Annotated in this window: 16 protein-coding genes and 1 tRNA gene; 10 read left to right on the forward strand and 7 right to left on the reverse strand. The window is 69.8% G+C overall.

The annotated features are described in order from the left end of the window. Positions 1–5 precede the first annotated feature (5 nt). The 5 genes from D0C15_RS18190 (at position 6) to D0C15_RS18210 (ending at position 2,272) form a co-directional block, all read left to right on the forward strand. Positions 6–488 (forward strand): tRNA adenosine deaminase-associated protein, encoded by a 483-nt coding sequence (locus D0C15_RS18190; RefSeq protein WP_116046900.1) that lies wholly within the window; start codon positions 6–8, stop codon positions 486–488. A gap of 5 nt (positions 489–493) precedes the next feature. Then, positions 494–976: a nucleoside deaminase gene (locus tag D0C15_RS18195; protein ID WP_116046902.1), complete on the forward strand. Its 483-nt coding sequence runs from the start codon at positions 494–496 to the stop codon at positions 974–976. Positions 977–1,071: 95 nt separating this feature from the next. Continuing rightward, a complete protein-coding gene (locus tag D0C15_RS18200; RefSeq protein ID WP_116046904.1) occupies positions 1,072–1,281 on the forward strand; it encodes a CsbD family protein in 210 nt (69 codons plus the stop codon). Positions 1,282–1,383: 102 nt separating this feature from the next. Further along, positions 1,384–1,471, forward strand: a tRNA-Ser gene (locus D0C15_RS18205). Positions 1,472–1,528: 57 nt separating this feature from the next. Then, complete coding sequence (locus D0C15_RS18210) at positions 1,529–2,272, forward strand: class I SAM-dependent methyltransferase (RefSeq protein ID WP_245975937.1); 744 nt, start codon at positions 1,529–1,531, stop codon at positions 2,270–2,272. A gap of 98 nt (positions 2,273–2,370) precedes the next feature. Here D0C15_RS18210 and D0C15_RS18215 read toward each other — a convergent pair whose 3' ends face one another. Beyond that, positions 2,371–4,869: a helix-turn-helix domain-containing protein gene (locus D0C15_RS18215; RefSeq protein WP_116046906.1), complete on the reverse strand. Its 2,499-nt coding sequence runs from the start codon at positions 4,867–4,869 to the stop codon at positions 2,371–2,373. A gap of 44 nt (positions 4,870–4,913) precedes the next feature. After that, entirely contained in the window at positions 4,914–6,164 is a 1,251-nt protein-coding gene (locus tag D0C15_RS18220) for an Hsp70 family protein (RefSeq protein WP_116046909.1), read from the reverse strand. Between the two features lie 273 nt (positions 6,165–6,437). Here D0C15_RS18220 and D0C15_RS18225 point away from each other — a divergent pair, with 273 nt between their 5' ends. From D0C15_RS18225 to D0C15_RS18245, 5 genes are all read left to right on the forward strand, one after another. Beyond that, positions 6,438–7,931, forward strand: a complete 1,494-nt coding sequence (locus D0C15_RS18225) for an IniB N-terminal domain-containing protein (RefSeq protein WP_116046911.1) — start codon at positions 6,438–6,440, stop codon at positions 7,929–7,931. A 93-nt stretch (positions 7,932–8,024) separates the two neighbouring features. Next, on the forward strand, positions 8,025–9,824 hold the full coding sequence (locus tag D0C15_RS18230; protein ID WP_116046913.1) for a P-loop NTPase family protein: 1,800 nt from the start codon (positions 8,025–8,027) through the stop codon (positions 9,822–9,824). Next, entirely contained in the window at positions 9,824–11,311 is a 1,488-nt protein-coding gene (locus D0C15_RS18235; protein WP_211323250.1) for a dynamin family protein, read from the forward strand. Before D0C15_RS18230 ends, D0C15_RS18235 begins: the two co-directional genes overlap by 1 nt. A 264-nt stretch (positions 11,312–11,575) precedes the next feature. Beyond that, the gene (locus D0C15_RS18240) at positions 11,576–12,508 is read left to right on the forward strand and encodes a TauD/TfdA dioxygenase family protein (RefSeq protein WP_116046915.1); all 933 of its coding nucleotides are present in this window, start codon (positions 11,576–11,578) and stop codon (positions 12,506–12,508) included. Positions 12,509–12,840: 332 nt separating this feature from the next. Next, a complete protein-coding gene (locus D0C15_RS18245) occupies positions 12,841–15,324 on the forward strand; it encodes an endonuclease/exonuclease/phosphatase family protein (protein WP_342768583.1) in 2,484 nt (827 codons plus the stop codon). A gap of 7 nt (positions 15,325–15,331) precedes the next feature. Here D0C15_RS18245 and D0C15_RS18250 read toward each other — a convergent pair whose 3' ends face one another. The 5 genes from D0C15_RS18250 to D0C15_RS18270 all read right to left on the reverse strand — a co-directional run bounded on the left by D0C15_RS18250 (position 15,332) and on the right by D0C15_RS18270 (position 20,106). Then, positions 15,332–16,345, reverse strand: a complete 1,014-nt coding sequence (locus D0C15_RS18250; protein WP_116046920.1) for a hypothetical protein — start codon at positions 16,343–16,345, stop codon at positions 15,332–15,334. Between the two features lie 78 nt (positions 16,346–16,423). Next, on the reverse strand, positions 16,424–16,789 hold the full coding sequence (locus tag D0C15_RS18255; RefSeq protein ID WP_116046922.1) for a hypothetical protein: 366 nt from the start codon (positions 16,787–16,789) through the stop codon (positions 16,424–16,426). After that, positions 16,782–19,568: an FtsK/SpoIIIE domain-containing protein gene (locus D0C15_RS18260; protein ID WP_116046925.1), complete on the reverse strand. Its 2,787-nt coding sequence runs from the start codon at positions 19,566–19,568 to the stop codon at positions 16,782–16,784. The genes D0C15_RS18255 and D0C15_RS18260 overlap by 8 nt, the downstream gene beginning before the upstream one ends. Positions 19,569–19,593: 25 nt before the next feature. Then, positions 19,594–19,839: a hypothetical protein gene (locus tag D0C15_RS18265; protein WP_116046927.1), complete on the reverse strand. Its 246-nt coding sequence runs from the start codon at positions 19,837–19,839 to the stop codon at positions 19,594–19,596. A 6-nt stretch (positions 19,840–19,845) separates the two neighbouring features. Then, positions 19,846–20,106, reverse strand: coding sequence for a hypothetical protein (locus D0C15_RS18270; RefSeq protein ID WP_116046930.1), 261 nt, complete (start codon positions 20,104–20,106; stop codon positions 19,846–19,848). Positions 20,107–20,284 lie beyond the last annotated feature (178 nt).

The following is a 20,284-nucleotide window of genomic DNA, read 5'->3' on the forward strand; positions in this document are numbered from 1 at the left end:
TGCGCATGGCGGTGAAGGAGCCGATCACGGGATTCGCAGTAGCCGTGGTCCGGGAGGACGGTCAGTGGCGGTGCAGCCCATTGGATGCGGCTGCGCTCGCGGAACTGGATGCCGCGATCACAGAACTCGGAAAGATGCGCTCACCCGGCGCGGTGTTCGGCCTGTTGGCGGTGGACGACGAGTTCTTCGTGATCGTGCGGCCCAGCCCGCGTGGGGCGTCGTTGCTGCTCTCCGACGCGGCCGCTGCGCTGGACTACGACATCGCGGCCGACGTCCTCGACCTCCTGCGGGTGGACCCGCCGGACGAGGACGACGACTCGGTGTGGCCGGAGGGTGATCTCGACGTGCTCGCCGACCTCGGCCTTCCGGGGGCCGAACTGCAGGTGATCGTCGGTGAGGTCGACCTCTATCCGGACGAGCAGCTACAGATGATCGCGCAGAGATGTGGTTTCGGTGACCAGTTCGCGGCCCTGCTGGACGAGATCTGAGCCCGATCGACACGCCTGAGGACCCCGGCCACGCCGCAGTGCGGGCCGCCCTCGGCTATGCGCGGCTGGCCAGGGGTACGGCTGACGTTCCGATCGGTGCTGTCGTGTTCGGTCCGGACGGCGTGGAGCTCGCTGGGGCGCACAACGCCCGCGAGGCACTCGCGGATCCGACGGCGCACGCGGAGATCCTGGCCATCCGGGCCGCCGCCCGCGAGTACGGCGACGGCTGGCGGCTGGACGGCTGCACCCTCGCCGTGACCGTGGAGCCGTGCACGATGTGTGCCGGTGCGCTGGTGCTGGCCAGGGTGTCCCGGGTGGTGTTCGGTGCCTGGGAGCCGCGCACGGGGGCGGTCGGGTCGCTGTGGGACGTCGTACGCGACCGCAGGCTCAATCACCGGCCCGAGGTGCGTGGGGGCGTCCTGGCGGACGAATGCGCCGCGTTGCTGGAGGAGTTCTTCGCGGGCAGGCGAAATCCCACCGAAGAGTGATCTGCGTCATCGGGCCGTGACGTTCAGCCAGCCGGGGGTATCAGTCCTGGTGCGCGCATCGCTTCGAGCGCGCCAGCCAAGGAGGGATCGATCCGATGAGTCTTTTCGACAAGGCGAGGGATAAGGCCGAGCAGGCGATGGGGACCGCGAAGGAGAAGCTCGGCGAGGTCACCGGGAACGAGAGCCTGACGGACTCCGGCAAGGCCGACCAGACATCGGGTGAGGCCAAGGAGAGCGCACACGACCTCCGGGACAAGGCCACCGGCGCCTTCCAGGACATGAAGGACAAGTTCGACAAGAACTGATCAGCAGGGCAGCGGCCCCGGTCCAGCACTGCCGGACCGGGGCCCGCGTATGTCGGGACGGGCCTTTCGAACGCGAGAAAGGCGTCCGGTAGGGTGTTCCCCGGTAGCGTGTCCGAGCGGCCGAAGGAGCGCGCCTCGAAAGCGCGTGACGGGTATCCCCCGTCCGTGGGTTCAAATCCCACCGCTACCGCTCCGCAAAGGCGGGCACCGGGTTCCGGTGCCCGCCTTTTGCTGTTTGGGTGGGCCGATGGGCGACGCGAGGTTGTACGACCGGATCGGCACCGGGTACTCGCTGGGACGACGCACGGACCCACGTTGGATGGCTCTCATCACGCGACCGCTCGGCGATGCGTGTTCCGTGCTGAACGTGGGGGCGGGCACTGGTTCCTACGAACCTGCCCGCACGGTGCTCGCGGTGGAACCGTCGGCCGAGATGACCCGGCAGCGGCCTGCCGCGGCAGCGCCCGTGGTGCGTGCCGTCGCGGAGTCTTTGCCCTTGCGCGATCGGTCTTTCGACGCCGCACTGGCCGTGCTGACGGTCCATCACTGGACGGACTGGCGATCCGGGCTCGCGGAGCTGCGCCGCGTGGCGCCGCTGCGGGTCGTGCTCGCTTACGAAACGGTGCGGCACTGCGACTACTGGTTCGTCCGGGAGTACGTGCCGGAGATCGCCGAACGGGAGCGGTCTCGCCCGTCCGCGACGCGGATCGCGGACGAGCTCGATGCGCGAACGGTGACACCACTGCTGCTGCCGCATGATTTCGCCGACGGGGTCTTCCCGGCCTACTGGAGGCGACCGGAGGCTTACCTCGATCCTGCCGTCCGGCGCGGCTGTTCGGCATTGGCGATGGCCGATCCCGTCGCGGTCGACCGGGGGTTGGAGCGGCTCGCTGCGGACCTGCGCAGTGGTCGCTGGCACGAGCGACATCGGGGGCTGCTGGACCTCCCGCACTTCGACGCGGGGTTCCGGCTCGTCGTGTCGCACGACTGAACTGCAAACTCGGCCACCAGAACTGCCAAGTCGGGCCCTGGAACTGCCAACTCGGCCACGAGAACTGCAAAGTCGGGCCCTGGAACTGCAAAGTCGGGTCAGTCGGGGAGGAGCAGGGTGCGGAGGCGGGCGAGGAGTTCGCTGCGGCTGGCCGCTCCGAGGCGCTGGCGCATGCGGGCCATGTGGTGCTCCACGGTTTTCGCGGAGATGAAGAGGCGGTCGCCGACCTGCTTGTAGGTCATTCCCGCGACCACGAGTTCCGCGACCTGCAACTCGCGCTCGCTCAGCCGGGGGGCGCCTGCCGGGGCGGGGGGTGCATCCTCGGTGCGCGGCGCCTGTGCCTGTCCGCCCTGCAGCAGCCGCGCGGTCTCCAGCAGCGCGACCATGGCCTTACGGTCCGGCGTCCGGATCGCGGCCTGCCCGGCCAGCCGGGCCCCGTCCCACCACAGTCCCGCGCGGTGCAGGCCAGTGGCGGCGGCCTCGACCTCGTCCCGGTCGATATCGCCGCCGATCAGCCGCAGCCAGGATGCGGCAGCCGTCGAAAGCGCCTCGGCGTACGGGCCCGATGCCGCGGCGAGCGCAGCGGCCTCCTCCCGTGCCTCCTCGGGACGTTCGGCGGTGATGGCGGAATGCAGCCCGCTCCAGTGCAGTGTTGTCGTCCACAGTGGTGGGTCGCCGAGGGCGGAGGTCAGCTCCCGTGCCTGGCGCAGATGCGGGGCCAGCCGGTCGCGTTCGCCGAGCCTGGCGGCGGCGATCGCGAACTCGCCGAACGGCAGCAGGGTGAACAGGTCCACCGGGTGCCGGATCACCGCTTCCCTTGCCTGGCCCCAGATCCGCCGCAGTCCTGCGACGTCACTCGCCCTGCGGGCGAGTCCGACCCGCAGGGCGACCGCGAACAGCCAGTCCCTTGGCGCGAGCTCCGATTTTCCAGACCCAGACCCAGACCCAGACCCAGACCCAGTTCCAGACCCAGCCGATGCCAGCCTGGCCGAAGCCACCTCGGCGTCCCCGCGCACCATCGCGACCCACGCCAGCAACAGGCGATGGCGCACGGCCAACACCCTGCCGCCGGATTCCGCCGCGATCGCCCGTTCCAGCAGCGTCTCGGCGATGGCCAGCTCACCGTTGTGCAGCGCCACCAGTGCGCCGAGCGCGGCGGGACTGTCGGGCAACAGCACCGACCTGCCGACCGGTTCCAGCATCTCCGCAGAACTGACCAAGGTGGACAGTGCCATCGTCGGTGACCCGGACACCGTGTCCAGGAGTCCCTGCGCCGCCGCGGACATCGCACCGGCGAGCAGGGTCGGGGGCTCGTCCTCGGGCGGGCGCGCGAACTGCTGCCGCGCGTCGTCCAGTCGCCCGGTGCCGAGCAGCCCGATCGTCGCGAACACACTCGACAGGGCCGAGCCCGACCAGCGGAACAGCTGCGTACTGCGGGCGAGCTGCCCACGGTGCGCCAGCGCGGCACCCGCGACCATGGCGCCCTCGGCCCGCGCGGGTGCGTCGGCGCTGGCGATCACCTCGTCCGCGAGGCGCAGGGCGGTGTCGAGGTCGCCGGCTCGTGCCACCGCCTCCGCCCGTTTCGCGCCGATCTCGGTCGGCGGCAGGCCCGCCGCTACGGCGGCGTCGTACAGCCGGGCGGCCAACGACGGATCGTCCGAGGTCGCTTCCCCCGCGGCCGCCGCGAAAACGGCGGCCGTCGTGGTGTCGCCGCCCTGTGCGGCACCACCGGGACCGGCGCCGAGTAGCGGGCGAACGAACGGCAGCACCTGCCCACCGCGTTCGAGCTGGAGCTTGGCGAGCCTGCCGAACACGGCCCTGCGCCGGTCGGCAGGCAGCAACGCGCGCAGTGCGACGCCCGCGATCGGCAGCAGCACGCCGTCCTGGCCGAGCAGACCCGTCGCGCGCGCCGCGTCGACCACCTCGCCGGCCCGCTGTTGAGCGGACTCCAACAGCCCGGCGAGCAGTTCGGCATCGCCCGCGGCGCCGATCTCCGCGGCGAGCAGCACTCGCAGCGTGTCGGCATCCGCCCGGTCGAGTTCGTGCCGGAACGCGGTCAGCGCGGCAGCCGGGATCTCCGGCTCCGTGGTGCTGTTCCGGCTGTCCAGTGCCCACGACAGGTCATTCGCGAAACCGGGAACCCCGCCGGTCTGCGTACGGACGAACTCGGCCAGCCGTGCCGGCAGCCCGCCTGCCAGCTGTGCGGTCCTGGCCGTGTCGAGGGGACGCAGCACCAGTTGCCCGCGCAACCTGCCGAGTACCTCCTTCAGCCCGGCGGGCCGCGGCGCAGGACGAGCAGCGATCACCAGGCCGAACCGCTCATCCGCGGCGATTCGCAGTAGCTCGGCGAAGTCGGCGTCACCGAGTTCGTGGGCGTCGTCGACCAGCACCAGCGCAGGATCACCATGCGATCGGAATCGCGCCACCGGAGTGCCCGCGCGTAGGCAGCCCTGCTCCAACTGGTCGAGCACGGCGGTCTTGCCGTAGCCGCCGGGTGCCAGGATGGCCAGCCGGACAGGGGCTTGCCTGCCCTGCGATACGGCGGCGCACAGCTGTTTGGTCGGCTCGTCCAGCACGATCTCGGCCGGCGGTGCCATTGGCTGTGTTGTTCCTGTCGTCCCCGTCGTCCCCGTCGTGCCTATCACGTCTGTTGCCTCGCGGTGTCGGTGCTGGACGCCGTGGCCTTGCGGCTCCGGCCGAACCGCTGCCGTGGCGGCTGCAGCGGGGTGATCTCCACGGGCGGGCGCGGCGGTGGCTCGCCCAGTTCGTCGTCCTCCTCGGCGAGGGAGAGCTCGCGGCTCTGCGTCACCAGTGATGTCGATGGCAGGGGCTGCTCGTCGAGCACGCGCCCCCGGACCGGCGGGCGTGCGGCCACCGCGGCTCCCCGGCACAGCGCGTGCGCTGGGTCTGCCTCCACCGCGACGGGGCAGTCCAGCGCGTCCTGCAGCAGTTCGGTGACCAGTGGCACCCGTGCCCCGCCTCCCGTGAGGATGGCCACCGCGGGCGGGCCGGCCTGCACGTTCGCGACCGTGCCGGTCAGTTGCGCCACGATCATCTCCACGGTCGGCCGGATCAGGCGTTCGAAGTCCGTTCGGTGCAGCAGGATGCCACCCACCGGAGCGAACGGCGCGGGCACGGTGACCTCGGCGACGGACGAGAGCCGTTCCTTGGCCGCGACACAGGCGAGCCGGAGTTCGGCGAGCGTCGCCGAGTCCGGTGCGGGCTCGCCGAGGCGGTCCAGAACGTGCTCGGTCAGCAGATCGTCGAGGCGGGCCCCGCCGAGGGGATCGGTCGCCGCGGACTGACCGAGCAGTTCGAACCCGGCCTGGGTGCGGCGCAGGGCGGTGGTCTCGACCTGCTCGCCACCCACCCTGCACACCGCGAGTACGGCGCCGGCCGCCAGTTCCGCACGGGCGCGGTGGTCCTCGGCGGCGGCGACGGGGGCAGGCAGCAGCAGCGCACCCGGTAGCCCGGCCGCGTCGAGCGCGTCGTGCAGTAAGGCTCTCCGGTATCCACCCCAGTCCGGCGGGTGGGTCACGGCGACCCTGGTCGCCTCCCCGCTCTCCTGCTCGGCGGCCCGGTCGGCCACCCAGCCCGCCAGTGCCGCCGTCAGTGTCTCGGCGCCGTAGTAGACGTCACCGAGCACGTACGGCACGTCGTCGCCGATACGGCGCAGGAAGCCGCTCGCCATCCGCGACGGGTCGTGCGCACCCGCACGGCGGGCGTCGCGACCTGCCAGCACCCCGTCCGGTGAGAGGTACAGCACCGACTCGACGAACCGGTCGCCATCCAGTGTCAGCGGCTGGGCCTCTGCCCAGGTATCGCCGGTGTACCGGGACACCGCGGCCGTCGTACGGCTGCCGCCGACGTCGATGCCCAGTACATAGCGCATGTTGGAATTTCCTTCACATTTCCTCTGCGGGGTGACCCGTTGGGGGTACCCCCTTTCGTACCAAAGGCGAGTCCCCGAATGACAGTCCCAGGTGCCTTCGGTGATCGCCCCCTAAGCCCCTAACCGGGGGCCCGAAATCCCCTAACGGAACTCCGCTCGGCGAAGGGGGCGATCCCCGATGTGCGCCCCTCCCGCTGACTCATAGTGTCGGCGCGGTCGCAGGCACATTTCATGCCGCACGCCTACTGAAACTTCCCGCTCAAGGAGACTTCGTTGTCACTCACTGACCAGACCCTGCACGACTTCGTGCTCAACCTGCTGACCGACGAGTCCGCCCGGTCGGACTTCGCCGCCGACCCGGCAGCCGCGCTGGCCGGCGCCGGTCTGGGCGATGTCACCGCACAGGACGTGCAGGAGGTCATCCCGCTGGTGGCCGACTTCTCCGACGTAGCGGGCGCGGCCCCGCTGTCCGGCCTCGACGTGGCTCGCGCCGACCTGCCCGCAGAGCTTTCCGCGGACAGCGCCCAGGGTGCCATCCAGCAGCTGCAGGCGGTCGCCGAGGCCGGCGCCGTGCAGGGTGCTCCCGAGCTCGGCGAGTTCACCTACGCGGGCGGAGGCAGCGCCGACGGCGTCGCAGGGACCTTCGGTTACACGAGCGAGCAGCTCAGCGGTGCCAGCGCGTTCACCGCGAGCAGCGAGGGTGTCGCCGGCATCGGTGGCTTCGACTCCGACCTGGGCAACGGCACGCTGGTCGGCGAGGGCAACCTCACCGACGGCGCCACCCTGGGCGGCTCCCTCGGCAACGACGAGTTCAGCCGTGAGGCTGCCGTCTCCGTCGGGCCGGACGGTGTCTCCTTCGACCACGGCGAGGGCACCGGGCTCGGCGCCTTCGACTTCGCCGGCTCCGGTGACGCGGAGGGCGTCTCGGGCGGCGGCACGTTCGCCAACGACGAGTTCGTCGGCGCGGGCACCCTTTCCGCCGGCGTTGACGGCGTGACCAGCGAGTTCGCTTCGGACTCCGCGCTCGGCGAGTTCGCCGGGTTCTCCGCGGGCAGCGCCGAGGGCGTCGCCGGTGGTGCGGCGTTCGCGGGCGAGCACATGTCCTTCGAGGGCAGCGGCGCCGGCAACCAGCAGGAGTTCGCGCTCGGCGGGTCCACCGACTCGCTGCTGGGCGACTACGGCCTGGAGACCGCGGGACAGCCGGCCACGGCCGGACTCGGCGAGGCCGGCGCGGTCACCGAGCGCTCCGACGCGCTCGACGCCGACGCGCTGGGCAAGGTCGAGGAGGCCGCGGGCGGCACGCTCGCCACCTACGTCTCCTCCGGTGGCAACGCCTTCGCGGGCTCGCTGCCCGCGATGGGTGCCGTTCCGGCCGCCCCCGAGCTGCCCGCGGAACTGCCCACCGAGCTGCCCGAGGCCGGCCTGCCCGCCGACCTCCCGGTCGACGTTCCTGCCACCCCGGAGCTGCCTGCCGAGCTGCCCGAGGCCGGCCTGCCGGCCAACGTTCCGGCCGAGGTCCCGGCTACCCCGGAGCTGCCGGAAGCCGAGCTGCCGACGGACCTGCCCGTCGACCTGCCGGAGCTCCCGGTTGCCAACCCGCTGCCGGACGCGGGCGAGATGCGCGGCGACTTCGAGCAGGGCGTGTCCGAGAGCCCGCTCGGCGACGTCGTCTCCGAGAGCCCGCTGGGTGAGCTGCCCGGCGCCACTGGCGATGCCCCGAGCGGCAGCGCGTCCGGTGACGCCTCCGGTGACCTGCAGATCGGCTGATAACCGACATAACGGTGTTCGCGGCCGGGCCTGTCCTGTGAGACGGGCCCGGCCGCCTTCACGTTCGAGCCGGGAACCGGCACACTCTCCGGGGTGATGGCAGCTCCATGGATCGACGTCCTGGACGAGACCATCCGGACGTGCGCCGCGCACGAGCGTCCGGACCTCGTCCAATGGCTCCACGGCCGTCGCTCGCAGTTGCTCGACTCCACTCTGCGGGTCCTCGTTTTCGGCGAGTCCGGTCAGGGCAAGAGCGAATTGGTCAACGCGCTCGTCAACGCACCGGTGTGTGCGGTTGGCGGCGACCGCACCACCACCGTCCCCGCATTCGTCGGGCATGCCGAGGCCCCCGCGGCCGCGCTGGTCACCGACGACCGGAAAGTGGCCACGATCGAGGCTCCACGGGGTGACCGCACCCCGGTGCCCGTCGAATCGGCGACGGCACAGGCCAACCGATCGGCCGGGACCGTCGTGCGCGCCGAGATCGGTCTGCCCCGGGCGTTGCTGGCCACTGGTCTCGCGCTGATCGACACTCCCGCGACAGCGCTCTCGGAGTTGCCGCAGGCCGATGCCGCGCTGATGATCTCCGATGCCACGAGTGAACTCTCCACGGGCGAGCTGGACCTGCTGGCCAGTGCCGTTCGTCTGTGCCCGACGGTCGTCGTGGTCCTCACCAAGATCGACCTGGTTCCCGGATGGCGGCTGGTGGCCGAACGCAATCGGGCCAAACTCGTCCGGGGTGGGCTACCCGCAACGCTGATCCCGGTTTCCGCATCGTTGCGGCTCGCGGCAGCACGCGCGGGCGACAACACGCTCAACGAGGAGTCCGGATTCGGGGAACTCGTCCGGTTTCTCCATCGCGATCTGCTGGGCCGCGCGGACGCGCTGGCAGGACGTTCGGTGTCCGCGGCGACCGGCGTCGCCGTGGACCAGTTGATTTCCTCGGTGCGCGCCGAGTACGGCGCGGCGTCGAAGAACGACACCGACGAGCTGACGAAACGCTGGCGGGCTGCGGGGCGCAGGCTCGAGGAGCTGCAGCGGGAGTCGACGCGGTGGCAGACGCTCCTCAGTGACGAGGTGGCCGACCTGATGTCCGATGTGGAGTTCGACCTACGGGACAGGACACGCCGGATCCTGCGCGAAGCGGACGAGTACTTCGAGGCGGCGGACCCGGCCAAGTCCTGGTCCGACTTCGAGGAATGGCTGCGCGACAACCTCAAGTCCGTCGCCGAGACGAATTCCGGGTGGTTGCTCGACCGTTTCGACTGGATCGCCAGGAAACTGGCCCTCGAGGTCGCGCCGCACGGCACCGGTGTGCTGCCCGACTCGATCTCGCGCGACGGCGCACATGACCACATCGGCACTCTGCGAATGCCGAATGTGGAGCGGTTCGGGGTGGGGCAGAAGCTCTTTGTCGGGATGCGGGGGTCCTACAGCGGACTGCTGATGTTCGGTCTCGCCACCACACTCGCGGGAATGCCACTGATCAACCCGATCTCGATCGGGGCAGGCGCGGCCTTCGGTGCGAAGAGCGTGTTCGAGGAGCGCGGGAACCGGCTCAAGCGCAGGCAGGCAGCGGCGCGAACCGCCGCACATCGCTATGTCGACGACTTCTTCCTGCGCTACGGCAAGCACAGCAAGGACACCTCGCGCCTGATCCATCGAGCGCTGCGCGACCGCTTCACCGGTTACGCACAGGAACTCCGCGCCGAGATCACCGAGTCGGCGAAGGAGATCAAGGAGGTCATCGACGCCGAAACCGCGCGGCGCACCGCCCGTGCCCACGAACTCAAGCGCGGCATGGACGAACTGACGGCACTGCGGACCAGGGTGCGTGCTCTCGACCCGACCGGCGCTCGGGTGATGACGCCGCGGCGCGAGCTGACGGCGTGATGTCGAACGACCGGCTGGAGGAACAGACCCGGGCGTTGCTCGACAGGGCGATGGACGCCTACCGGGACAGTCCGCGCGCGCTCGCCTGGCTGCGCGCACACGTCGCCAGGTTCGACGAGCCGGTCCGCATCGCCGTGGTCGGGCCCCGGTCTGCCGGGAAGTCCACTTTGGTCAATGCGATCGCCGGTGAGCAGATCGCGCCAGTGCGGGCTGGTGGTTCCCCGCTCTGCTGGTACCGGGCCGCGACGGGAGGTACGGAATCGTCCGCCTTCGCTTTCCCACAGGGCGGGCGGCCCGTGGAGCTGCCGCTGAATCGGCAGGACAAGCGGTTGCAGGTCGACACCGCGATGCTCGACGGGCTACGGATCGACCGGGTCGAGATGTCCTGGCCGAACCGCGCGCTGCGTGAGCTGACGCTCATCGACACTCCGGCGCTGGACAACCCGGTACTGGACGGGACCGCGCTCGAAGGGGAGACGGACGACAGCGGGCTCGCGCAGGCCGTGGAGCGGATCTACTCCGAATCCGATGCCGTGCTGTATCTGCTGCCGCGTCCGCACTACGGCGATCTGGGGTTTCTCAGGGCGGTCCAGGAACATCCCATCGCAAGGGCCGCACCGATCAACATGCTGGCTGTCGTCTCCCGGGCGGACGAACTCGGCGGTGGCAGGGTGGACGCGCTGATCTCGGCGCGCCAGGTGGCACGCAGGCATCGCCGCGAGGCGGAGATCGGTGGACTGTGCCAGGACGTGGTGGCAATGTCGGGCATGCTCGCCTCCGCGGGCAGGACGTTGCGCGAGCCGGAGTTCGACGCGTTCGCCGAACTCGCTCGTCTGCCCAAAAAGGACCTGGAGCCGTATCTGCTCTCTGTGGACCGGTTCGCGGGCGCAGCCGTGCCCGGCCCGGTTCCCGCGGACTTCAGAATGGCGCTGCTGACCCGATTCGGGCTGTTCGGTGTCCGGCTCGCGCTCACCCTGCTGCGGCGCGGGTCCACGACGTTGCCCGCGCTGGCGGCCGAGCTCGTGCAGCGCAGCGGTCTCGGCGAGCTACGGGACGCGATCGACAGCTCCTTCGTCGAACGCAGGCCGGTGCTGAAGGTGCGCTCCGCGCTCATCGCACTGGAGGTCGTGTTGCGGATGGAGCCACGTCCGGCGGCAGCGGCACTCGCGGGCGAACTCGAGTGTGTCGTGGCAGGTGCGCACGAGTTCCGCGAGCTGCGGCTGCTGGCCGCACTGCGCGGCGGGCGTGCCGCGCTGCCGGACGAGTTGCGCACGGAAGCCCTTCGTCTACTCGGTGACGGTGGCGCGGCGACAGCGGAACGTTTCGCCCTCGAACCGGGGATCGACCCGCGGCCCGTGGCGTTCGACGCGCTGCGGCGGTGGCGGGCGCACGCGGAGGACCAGAGCCTCTCGGCGGCCGCACGCAGGGCCGCGGCGGTGGTCGCACGTAGCTGTGAGGGTGTCGTCGCCATGCCGGTGGATGCCTGACAACTCAGCCCAGCAACTGGGCAGAGTTGACCGAAGGGCATCCGGTGAGTGAGTATCAGGGCATGCCACTTCTCCGGGAACACTCTGTTGTCCCGCGGCTGCACCGCGTTTCGCGGTCGGCCGGAGTCGGCGTAGTCGCCTTGCTGCTGCGCCGCGGCCGTCTCGGTTCCCCGCCGAACTGAATTCAGCGCGTAGTCGTCGCCGGACGGCCATGCGCGCTCACGGGAACCAATCGGCTCATCAGAGAAGTAGAGGAAATCCAGCGTGACCATCGAACTGTCGTCCCGCCCTGCCCTGCGCGCCGCCCGCGTGCCCGCCGACGGCATCCTGGAAGGCCCCCGTGTGCTGCGGCGCCTGCCCGAAGGCGTCGAGTCCCGGCCGTACGAACTGTTCGACCTGCGCCCGCTCGGCAGGGTGATCGGCGCTGAGATCGAGGGCGTCGACCTCGGCGAGCCGCTGCGGCCGGAACTGCGCGCGGAACTGAACAGGGCACTGCTGGAGTGGAAGGTGCTGTTCTTCCGTGACCAGCGGATCACCTCGGAGCAGCAGCGCGCGTTCGCCCGGAACTGGGGCGGTCTGGAGACCAACCCGTTCATCCCCGTCGGCGACGACGAGCATGTGACGCGCTTCGCCAGGGGCGGCTCGATGCCTGCCTTCGAGAACATCTGGCATACCGACGTCACATTCCGTCCGAGCCCTGCGCTGGGGTCGGTCCTCCGGTTGGTGCAGGTCCCGCCCGTCGGCGGCGACACCATGTGGGCGGACATGGCCGCCGCCTACGACAACCTCCCCGAGGATGTGCGGCAGCGGATCGACGGGCTGAGTGCGATGCACGACTTCATCCCCGGCTTCGACCGCTTCAGTGATCACGACGAGCTTGCCAGGTGGCAGGAGGAATTCCCGCCGGCCGAGCACCCGGTCGTGCGCACGCACCCGGAGACCGGGCGCCGGACGTTGTTCGTGAACCAGGCGTTCACCACACATATCGTCGGCCTGGACCGCGCCGAGAGCGACCGGTTGCTGCACCTGTTGTTCACCCAGGCCCATGTGCCGGAGTTCCAGGTCCGGTTCCAGTGGCGCGAGAACTCGGTGGCGTTCTGGGACAACCGCGCGACCCAGCACTACGCCGTCAACGACTACCACCCGCACCCCCGGGTAGCCGAACGCGTAGCCATCGCGGGAGACCAGCCCTTCTAACTCACCTCCCCATGTAGTTGGAGCGTCTGCAAGTACCACCAAGCAAGATCCACATCGCTCCTTTCCGCATCCAACCGGCGGCCAGATTCCCAGCGCGGCGTACCCGATTCGCGCCAAGCGGCGCATGAGGTTCCGCAGGCCGCGTTCCTGTGCCGGCGGTTGGTAGCGGCTAGGGCACATGTTGACCTTGCTTGGGCGTACTTGCAGACGTACCAAAGAAGGTGACCGGAGGCTGGGTGGGTGAACTGTTACTAACAGTTGCCGGATTGTCTTCATTCTCCTCACTTGTTCGGGGGACGATTCCACGACCGGACAATCGAGGAGGACGGAACGTGACAAGACGTTCACGAGTATTGGGGCGAAGAGTTGGTGCGGCCACCGCCGCAGTCGCGATCGGGCTCGGCCCACTGGTCACCGCGCCGGTCGCCACCGCCGCCCCGAGCACCGGCGCACTGATCGCGGAGGTCTACGGCGGCGGCGGGAACTCCGGCGCCGAACTGACCAACGACTTCGTCGAACTCGCCACGGCAGGCAGCGCCGCTGCCTCCCTCGACGGTTTCAGCGTGCAGTACCTACCCGCCTCGCCCAGCGCGAGCAGCCGCTGGCAGAGCACGGCACTGACCGGTGCGGTCGAACCCGATGCGCGCTACCTCGTCGCGCAGGGCAAGGGCGCGGGCGGAACCGTGCCCCTGCCTGCTCCGGACGCGGCGGGCAATATCGCCATGTCCGCCTCGGCGGGCACGGTCGCGCTCGTCGACGGCACCGAACCGCTGACCTGCCGCACCGCCGCGGACTGCGCGGCGGACAGCCGCATCGTCGACCTCGTCGGCTATGGGGGCGCCGTGGTCAGGGAGACCTCGCCCGCTCCCGGTATCGGCAACACGACCTCGGTCTCGCGGCTGACGCTGACCGACACCGACTCCAACGCCGCAGACTTCACCGAGGGCGCGCCCAGCCCGACCAACACCGCGGGCGAGACCCCTGGAGACGGCGGGAGCCCGGAGCCCGAGCCGCCGACCACCGTGCGTATCCACGACATCCAGGGCACCACCCGGATCTCGCCGCTGGCCGGCGAGCGGGTCGGGGTGACCGGCGTGGTGACCACGACCAGGACCTTCGGCTCGCGGGGATTCTGGCTGCAGGACCCCGAGGGCGACGACGATCCGCGCACCAGCGAAGGAATCTTCGTCTACACCGGGTCCACCGTCCCCGACGTCGCCCCAGGAGACGAGGTGACCGTCACCGCGACGGTCAAGGAGTACTACCCGGACAACCCGTCCAGCTCGAAGTACCAGTCGCTGACCGAACTCACCGACGCGCGGTGGACGGTGGCGTCGAGTGGAAACCCGGTTCCCGAGCCGACGGTCATCAACCCGGACACCCTGCCGGACGAGCTGGTGGCCCAGCCCGGTGGCAACATCGAGCCGCTGCCCCTCGAGCCTGGCCGCTACTCCCTGGACTTCTGGGAGGCTCACGAGAGTGAGCTGATCAGCATCAGCGATGCCAGGGTCGTCGGGCCGAGCAGTAAGTACAACGAGTTGTACGTGACGACGAAGCCGAAGCAGAACCCTTCGGTGCGCGGCGGGACGGTCTACCTCGGTTACGACCGGCCGAACACCGGCATCCTGAAGATCGAGTCGCTGATCCCGTTCGCCGAGCGGCCCTTCCCGCAGGCCGACACCGGTGACGCGCTGACCGGGCTGACCTCCGGTCCGGTGGAGTACGACAGCTTCGGCGGGTACACCCTCTTCGCCTCCGTACTCGGTGAGGTCAAGGACAACGGGCTGGTCAGAGAGGTCACCAGGGCACAGCGCGGTGGCGAACTGGCGATCGCCACCTACAACGTGGAGAACCTCTCCGCGGCGAACGAGCAGGCGAAGTTCGACCAGCTCGCCCGCGGTGTCGTGGAGAATCTCGCCTCGCCGGACATCGTGACCCTGGAGGAGATCCAGGACAACAACGGCCCGGACGGCCGGGGTGACGGGGTGGTGGCTGCCGACGAGACGATGGGTCGTTTTGTCGACGCCATTGTCGCGGCAGGCGGGCCCAGGTACGAGTGGCGCCAGATCGACCCGCAGGACCTGAGCGACGGCGGTCAGCCCGGCGGCAACATCCGGGTGGGCTTCCTGTTCAACCCCGAACGAGTGTCGTTTGTGGACCGGCCAGGTGGGGACGCCGTGACCCCTGTCGAGGTGACTCGCGAACGGGGCAGGGCGAAGCTGTCGGTCTCGCCGGGCCGCATCGACCCCGGTAACGCGGCATGGGAGGACAGCCGTAAGTCGCTGGCCGGCGAGTTCGTTTTCTGTGGCCGCACGGTGTTCGTGGTGGCGAACCACTTCGCCTCGAAGGGCGGTGACCAGCCGACGCACGGCCGGTTCCAGCCGCCGAACCGCGGCTCCGAGGAGCAGCGGGTGGCGCAGGCGCAGGTCGTGCGCGGATTTGTCGATGACGTGCTGGCCGCAGACCCGAGGGCGAACGTGGTCGTCGCGGGAGACATCAACGACTACTCGTTCTCCCCGACCGTGCGGACCCTGACCGAGGGCGGTGCGCTGACCGCGCTGATCGACACCCTGCCCGAGGCCGATCGGTACAGCTACGTGTTCGAGGGCAACTCTCAGGTACTCGACCACGTGCTGATCTCCGGCGCTCCCCGCGGTGTGGACTATGACGTGGTGCACATCAACGCCGAGTTCGCCGAGCAGGCCAGTGACCACGATCCGCAGCTCGTCCGGTTCCTGCCGGGGACCGGAAACCCGGCCCTGGACGAGGTCAACGAGTTGCTCGACCGGCTGGAGCAGATCTTCGGCCCTCGCTGAGCCACGGTCAGGCTCCACAGGTGACACATGAGGGGCGGGTGCGGCGCTGGTAGGCCAGCGCCGCACCCGCCAGCCCAAGACCCCAGAGCAGGTAGGCGGGCACCGAAACCCAGAAGAAGGCCTCCGGCAGTACCAGTTCGCCGGAGGGCGGGAACGGGTCGCGTCCCCGCAGCCGCTCGGCCACCATCATCAGCAACATCAGTCCGAAGTAGACCACGAGTCCGCCGGCGATTCCGATGCCCGGGCCGAGCACCAGCCAACGGGGAACCCGCCGCCCGGCCAGCGCGGGTACCCACCTCGGCCAGATACGTCCCCACGAGTGCACGAGCGCGAGGGGCAGCAAGGTGCCCCCGAGGACGAACCCCACCTCGAAAAGGACCACCGAGAAGCCGTTGCCCAGCGGCGTCTCGCCGAGTCCGACGACCAGTTGCGCGCCAATCCTCACGAGGCAGCCCGCAACCGAGAGATATGCGGCCCAGTACGCCCACGACGGGATACCGGCAGGGTCCGTGGACGAGTTCCGCCCGCAGGCCGGACAGCCGGAGACGGTCGCCCGCCGATACGCCAGCGCCGCCAGAGCGAGCAGTACCGCTGTGCCTGCCGCTGCTGCCCGGCTCAGTGCCCCGAGCGGATAGAAGGGAATCTCCAGTCCTGGCAGGATTCCGCCGACCACGTCGAGCAGTAGCATCGCACTGGCACCGAGCAGCGCGACACTGATCGCCACGGCGAGTACCAGTAGTGCGTTACGTGTCCCGCCGGTCAACCGCAGCGTGGCCAATGAGCAGGCGACCAGTGCTGCCAAGGCGCACAGCCCGATCGCGCCCCAGGCGGTGAAGCCGATGAGATCGTCACCGCGTGCGGACAGCTCCTCGGGGCGGCCAGTGAACTGCCAGTAGATCCGTAGCGCTCCATAGAGGACGGCGAGCGCGAGTGCGGCCACCGCGAACGGTTTCGCACGCTGCGCCTGCCCGCCCCGGTCAGGGGCTACGGCTGCGGTGTCCTCACACGTTTGGCTCTTCATGGACGAAAGCCTGCCGGACGAGCCCGTCGTGCGGGTCACCGCTGCGGTGGACCCGGCTCCCCCGTGCGAGGGAGAAACTCAGCGGGCGCGCCAGCCCAGGTTCAAAATCGCCTGGTTCAGCTCGTGATAGGCGGGCCGAACGTCCTCCAGGTACCGGCTCAGCCATTCCCCGCGCGCCGAGGTCACCGGCTCGGGCGGTGCTCCGGCCTCCAGCCAGGACACCCTGGACACGTTGTCCACCGCCATCCGCCACCAGCGGTTCGCCCGTTCCGCGGTGCTCTGCTCGCGTTGGGTGGCTCGGTCGATCTCGGTTACCGCACCGGCTATCGCACCGTCGAGTTCCTCGGTCCTCGCCAGTTCCCAGGACCGCAGGTCGTCGGCGGACTTGCGGGCCAGCGCGACGATCTCCTTGTACCGCACGGCCGCGGTCGGTTCGTCAGGCATGTGCGTCCTCCTCCGTCTCCTGCCGATGGAACGGAATGATCACTTCGGGCGACGCGTGTGTGCTGCGGTCGAAGAACAGCGCCCTGCCCGGCCGGGGTGACCAGTGCACCACCTGCCCGGCGGAGAACGGGCTGAGTTCGTTGCCCTGTACGTCCAGCGCGGCCCACGCACCGATGTCGTCGGTGCCGCCGAACCCGAGCGTGTCCTTCAGCCTTGCCGTCCCGCGCCACCAGCCCAGTACGTGCAGGCCGTTCGACGGTCCCTGCTTGAGCAGCACCCGCAACTGGTCGAGTCCGCTCTGCTGGCCCGGCGCCTTCTGCTCCAGTGCGGGCAGTGCCGCGTCCGCACCGTAGAGCACAAGCATCCTGCGTACGGCGGCCGATTCGAGTTCACCCGCGAGCGCACCCACTCTGGCAGGCAGCTCGGAAGCGGGAACGACCTCTACCTTGTGCCCGGCGGTGGCGAGCCAGTCGGCGAGCTCGTTCACCGCCCGATCGCACGACTCCACCATGCACGCCAGCACGAACTCCACTTCGCCCTGCCGGAACTGCTTCGCCAGCGACCGGGTTGCCGAGTCCAGAATGGACACCGCTTCCTTCGTCGCGGTCCCGAGTACGGCGACATTACGCCCCGGCGCCCCCGTCAGCTCGACACCCTGCGCGACCTCGGCGACGTCGATCGACTGTCCGAGCAGTGCCTGCGGGCGCGCCACCGGCACGAGCGAGGTGAACGCCGTGGCTTCTTCCAGCAGGGGCGCGTGTGCCCCGTCGAAGAGCCGCGGCTGTTGGTGTCCGCTGGCGTAGCGCTCCCACAGCCGCTGCTGCAGCCCTGGAAAGACACCCTTCGCGCTCGCGTCGGGTACGTGCGCGAGCTGGTTGCCGTGTGCGACGCCGGAGTCGTGGTTGATCACCGCATGCCAGCGGGGCGCGGCGACCGCCGCCTGGTTGGCCTCGGCCAGCACCCGGCGAGCCTTGGGCATCGCGATCCGTAGTGTGCACTGCTCGAACACCGCCGGCTTGCCCCAGAACGCCTCGATCCCGGCGACGTCCTGACTGGCCAGCACCAGGTGGATACCCTGCGAACGGCCACGGCGGGCGATGTCCTCCAGCAGTGAGGTCGCGAGCGCGGTGACCGTGTCCCGCCCGGCGAACAGGTACTGGAACTCGTCGATGACCGCGACGATGCGCGGCCAGTGCCCCTCCGGATCCTGTTCGCGCAGCTCGGCCAGGTTGGTCACCTCATGGTCCTTGGCGGCGGCGGAGCGTCTGCGCAGCTCGTCGGCGAGGAACCGCAGCAGCGCCAGCCCGAACTCGCGGTCGGTGTTCACGTTCACGCCGACCAGCCGAGCGTGCGGCAGCCAGCTCGCGTCCTTGCGCCCGGGAGCCAGGCCCGCGAAGGAGACACCTTCCTTGAAATCCAGCAGGTACAGCGCGAGTTCGCCGGGAGAGTAGCGGGCCGTGAGGCTGCCGAGCATGGCGTAGAGGAAGTTCGTCTTGCCGGATCCGCTCGGCCCGCCGATCAGCACGTGCGGGCTGGCGTCTCCGATCACGACCTCGACCGCCTCGCCCTCGTGGAAGCCCACCGGCGCCCGTAGTTCCCGCCCCGAGTGCTCCTGACCGAGTTCGGCCGGCAGCAGGTCGGCGAACGACCGAGGGCCACCCTGCTTGGCGATCAGGGCCTCGGCGATCCTGGCGGTCGCGCGGTTCACCTGGCCGCCGGGCAGCGGGGGATCCAGGCTGACCACGAGGTCGGTACCCGTCATGCTGCAGATGGCGCGCCGCTCGTCGATCAGGCTGATCGACTCCACCGAGCCGCCGAGCGCGGTCGGCACATCCACCAGAACGAGTGAGATCCCGGCGGCGAGTGCCCCGCTCGCCACGCGCTTGAGATCGCGCAACTGCTCGGGTGGCAGCGTCTCGCCGTTGCCGTAGAGCACGGCGACCCGCCACGGCTCGACCCGCTTCCCGGTGGCCTTGCGCATCGCCTGCAGTGACGTGTGCCCCGCCTGCATCGTGTAGGCGTGGATCCGGCGGATGTGCCCTGCCAGCTCATCGAGCAGGTCGACCAGCCGGGTGGGATCGTGCACGGTCAGCGCGCTGGTGCGGCCGAGCGAGTAGAAGTTCGGCAGGACCGCGGTGAGCTGCCCGACGTCCCACAGGTGCACCCGCACGGAGCCCGGTTCGAAGGTGCTGAGCACCCTGGCCAGCAGGTTCTCGACCAGTGCGTCGACGCTTGCCCGTGGCTGCGTTGTCGCGCTCGGAGGTGCCGAGGTGATGCTGATGTGCGACTCGCCGAGCAGTGGAACGGCGACGTCGAAGGTCAGCTCGACCCCCGGCGTGCGGCCCGCGTTGGATCCGTCCACCGTGGCAGAGCCGATCCGCCACAGCTCGGGTGTCGTGACTCCGCTGTAGCTGCCCACGCGGCCGAGCCAGTCACCCGGCGGCCTGCCTGCTGGACCTGGTGCGCTCGCCGCCACCAGTTCACGCAGCCGGTTCGGGCCATCTCCCCATTCGGTGTAGAACTGCCTGCGCACCGTGTCGAGCCAGGGCAGCACACCGGCCATGGCCGGGTCGCGAGCCTGCTCGGCGATCGCCGGATCCCCCGCCGACCTGTCGATCCCCGCGCGGACGATGCGCTGCTCCAGCTCGAGCTTCGCGAGTTCGGTCTCGGCGTTGATCCTGGCGTTGGCCGCCGAGCCGAGCGCGAGGCCGAGTTGGTGGCGCAACTGGTCGAGTGCGGTGACCACCCGTGCCCGTTGTTCGTTGGCCTTCCTGCCCATCAGACCATCTCCAAGGCCACGCCGGCTAAAGGCGTGCTTCGTAGCGGTTCAGCAGGTCATCGGCGCTGATCAGCCGATCGTCGAAGGTGTCGATGTGGTCGAGTGCCTGTGCCAGCTGCGGTGGTAGCCACGGCTGGGCCTGTGCCTGGGCGTCGACCAGTGCCCGGCGCGAATCCTCCAGCAGCTCACGCGCCCGGTCGGTATGCGCGCGAGCGTCGGTGAGCCTGCCGTGCACCGTGGCGAGCAGCTGGTGCAGCTGGTCCAGAGACATCGATTTCTAAAGCCTGGCGGAGTACGAGTCGGCCGAGGAGATACAGGCCTGGATGGTGCTCTGCGTGCCGTTGATCCCCTGAAGGGCCTCGGCCAGCAGTCCGTGAGCCTGGTTCACCTCCTCCTGGGTGCTACCCGTGGTGGCCGAGGCCAGCGACTGCTGTGCCTCCTCGAGGGACTGTGCGGCCTGCTGCAGGGCGGCGATGCTGGCGGAAGCCTTCTCGTTCGCGAGGGCGATCCCCGCGCGGATCTCTTCCACTCCGGGCATGGGTCGTGCTCCTTGAAAGGTGTGGTGTCGGCGTTACAAACTTAGCGTTACCGGCCGACTCCGGACAGATGCAGGTGGGGTAGAGAAACATCGATCGGGTGACCATCGGTGAGGGTTGGATCGGGGCGGGTGTTCCCGTGCTGCCCGTTGCTGCCAGTCATACCCCTGAAACAAGGCG

This window comes from Amycolatopsis palatopharyngis, from assembly GCF_003385185.1.
GTDB classification, from domain to species: domain Bacteria; phylum Actinomycetota; class Actinomycetes; order Mycobacteriales; family Pseudonocardiaceae; genus Amycolatopsis; species Amycolatopsis palatopharyngis.

Coding starts and splice junctions, on each gene's coding strand:
- D0C15_RS18190 (WP_116046900.1), top strand. CDS start 6: ATGGCGGTGAAGGAGCCGATCACGGGATTCGCAGTAGCCGTGGTCCGG.
- D0C15_RS18200 (WP_116046904.1), top strand. CDS start 1,072: ATGAGTCTTTTCGACAAGGCGAGGGATAAGGCCGAGCAGGCGATGGGG.
- D0C15_RS18210 (WP_245975937.1), top strand. CDS start 1,529: ATGGGCGACGCGAGGTTGTACGACCGGATCGGCACCGGGTACTCGCTG.
- D0C15_RS18215 (WP_116046906.1), bottom strand. CDS start 4,869: ATGGCACCGCCGGCCGAGATCGTGCTGGACGAGCCGACCAAACAGCTG.
- D0C15_RS18220 (WP_116046909.1), bottom strand. CDS start 6,164: ATGCGCTATGTACTGGGCATCGACGTCGGCGGCAGCCGTACGACGGCC.
- D0C15_RS18235 (WP_211323250.1), top strand. CDS start 9,824: ATGTCGAACGACCGGCTGGAGGAACAGACCCGGGCGTTGCTCGACAGG.
- D0C15_RS18250 (WP_116046920.1), bottom strand. CDS start 16,345: ATGAAGAGCCAAACGTGTGAGGACACCGCAGCCGTAGCCCCTGACCGG.
- D0C15_RS18255 (WP_116046922.1), bottom strand. CDS start 16,789: ATGCCTGACGAACCGACCGCGGCCGTGCGGTACAAGGAGATCGTCGCG.
- D0C15_RS18260 (WP_116046925.1), bottom strand. CDS start 19,568: ATGGGCAGGAAGGCCAACGAACAACGGGCACGGGTGGTCACCGCACTC.
- D0C15_RS18265 (WP_116046927.1), bottom strand. CDS start 19,839: ATGTCTCTGGACCAGCTGCACCAGCTGCTCGCCACGGTGCACGGCAGG.
- D0C15_RS18270 (WP_116046930.1), bottom strand. CDS start 20,106: ATGCCCGGAGTGGAAGAGATCCGCGCGGGGATCGCCCTCGCGAACGAG.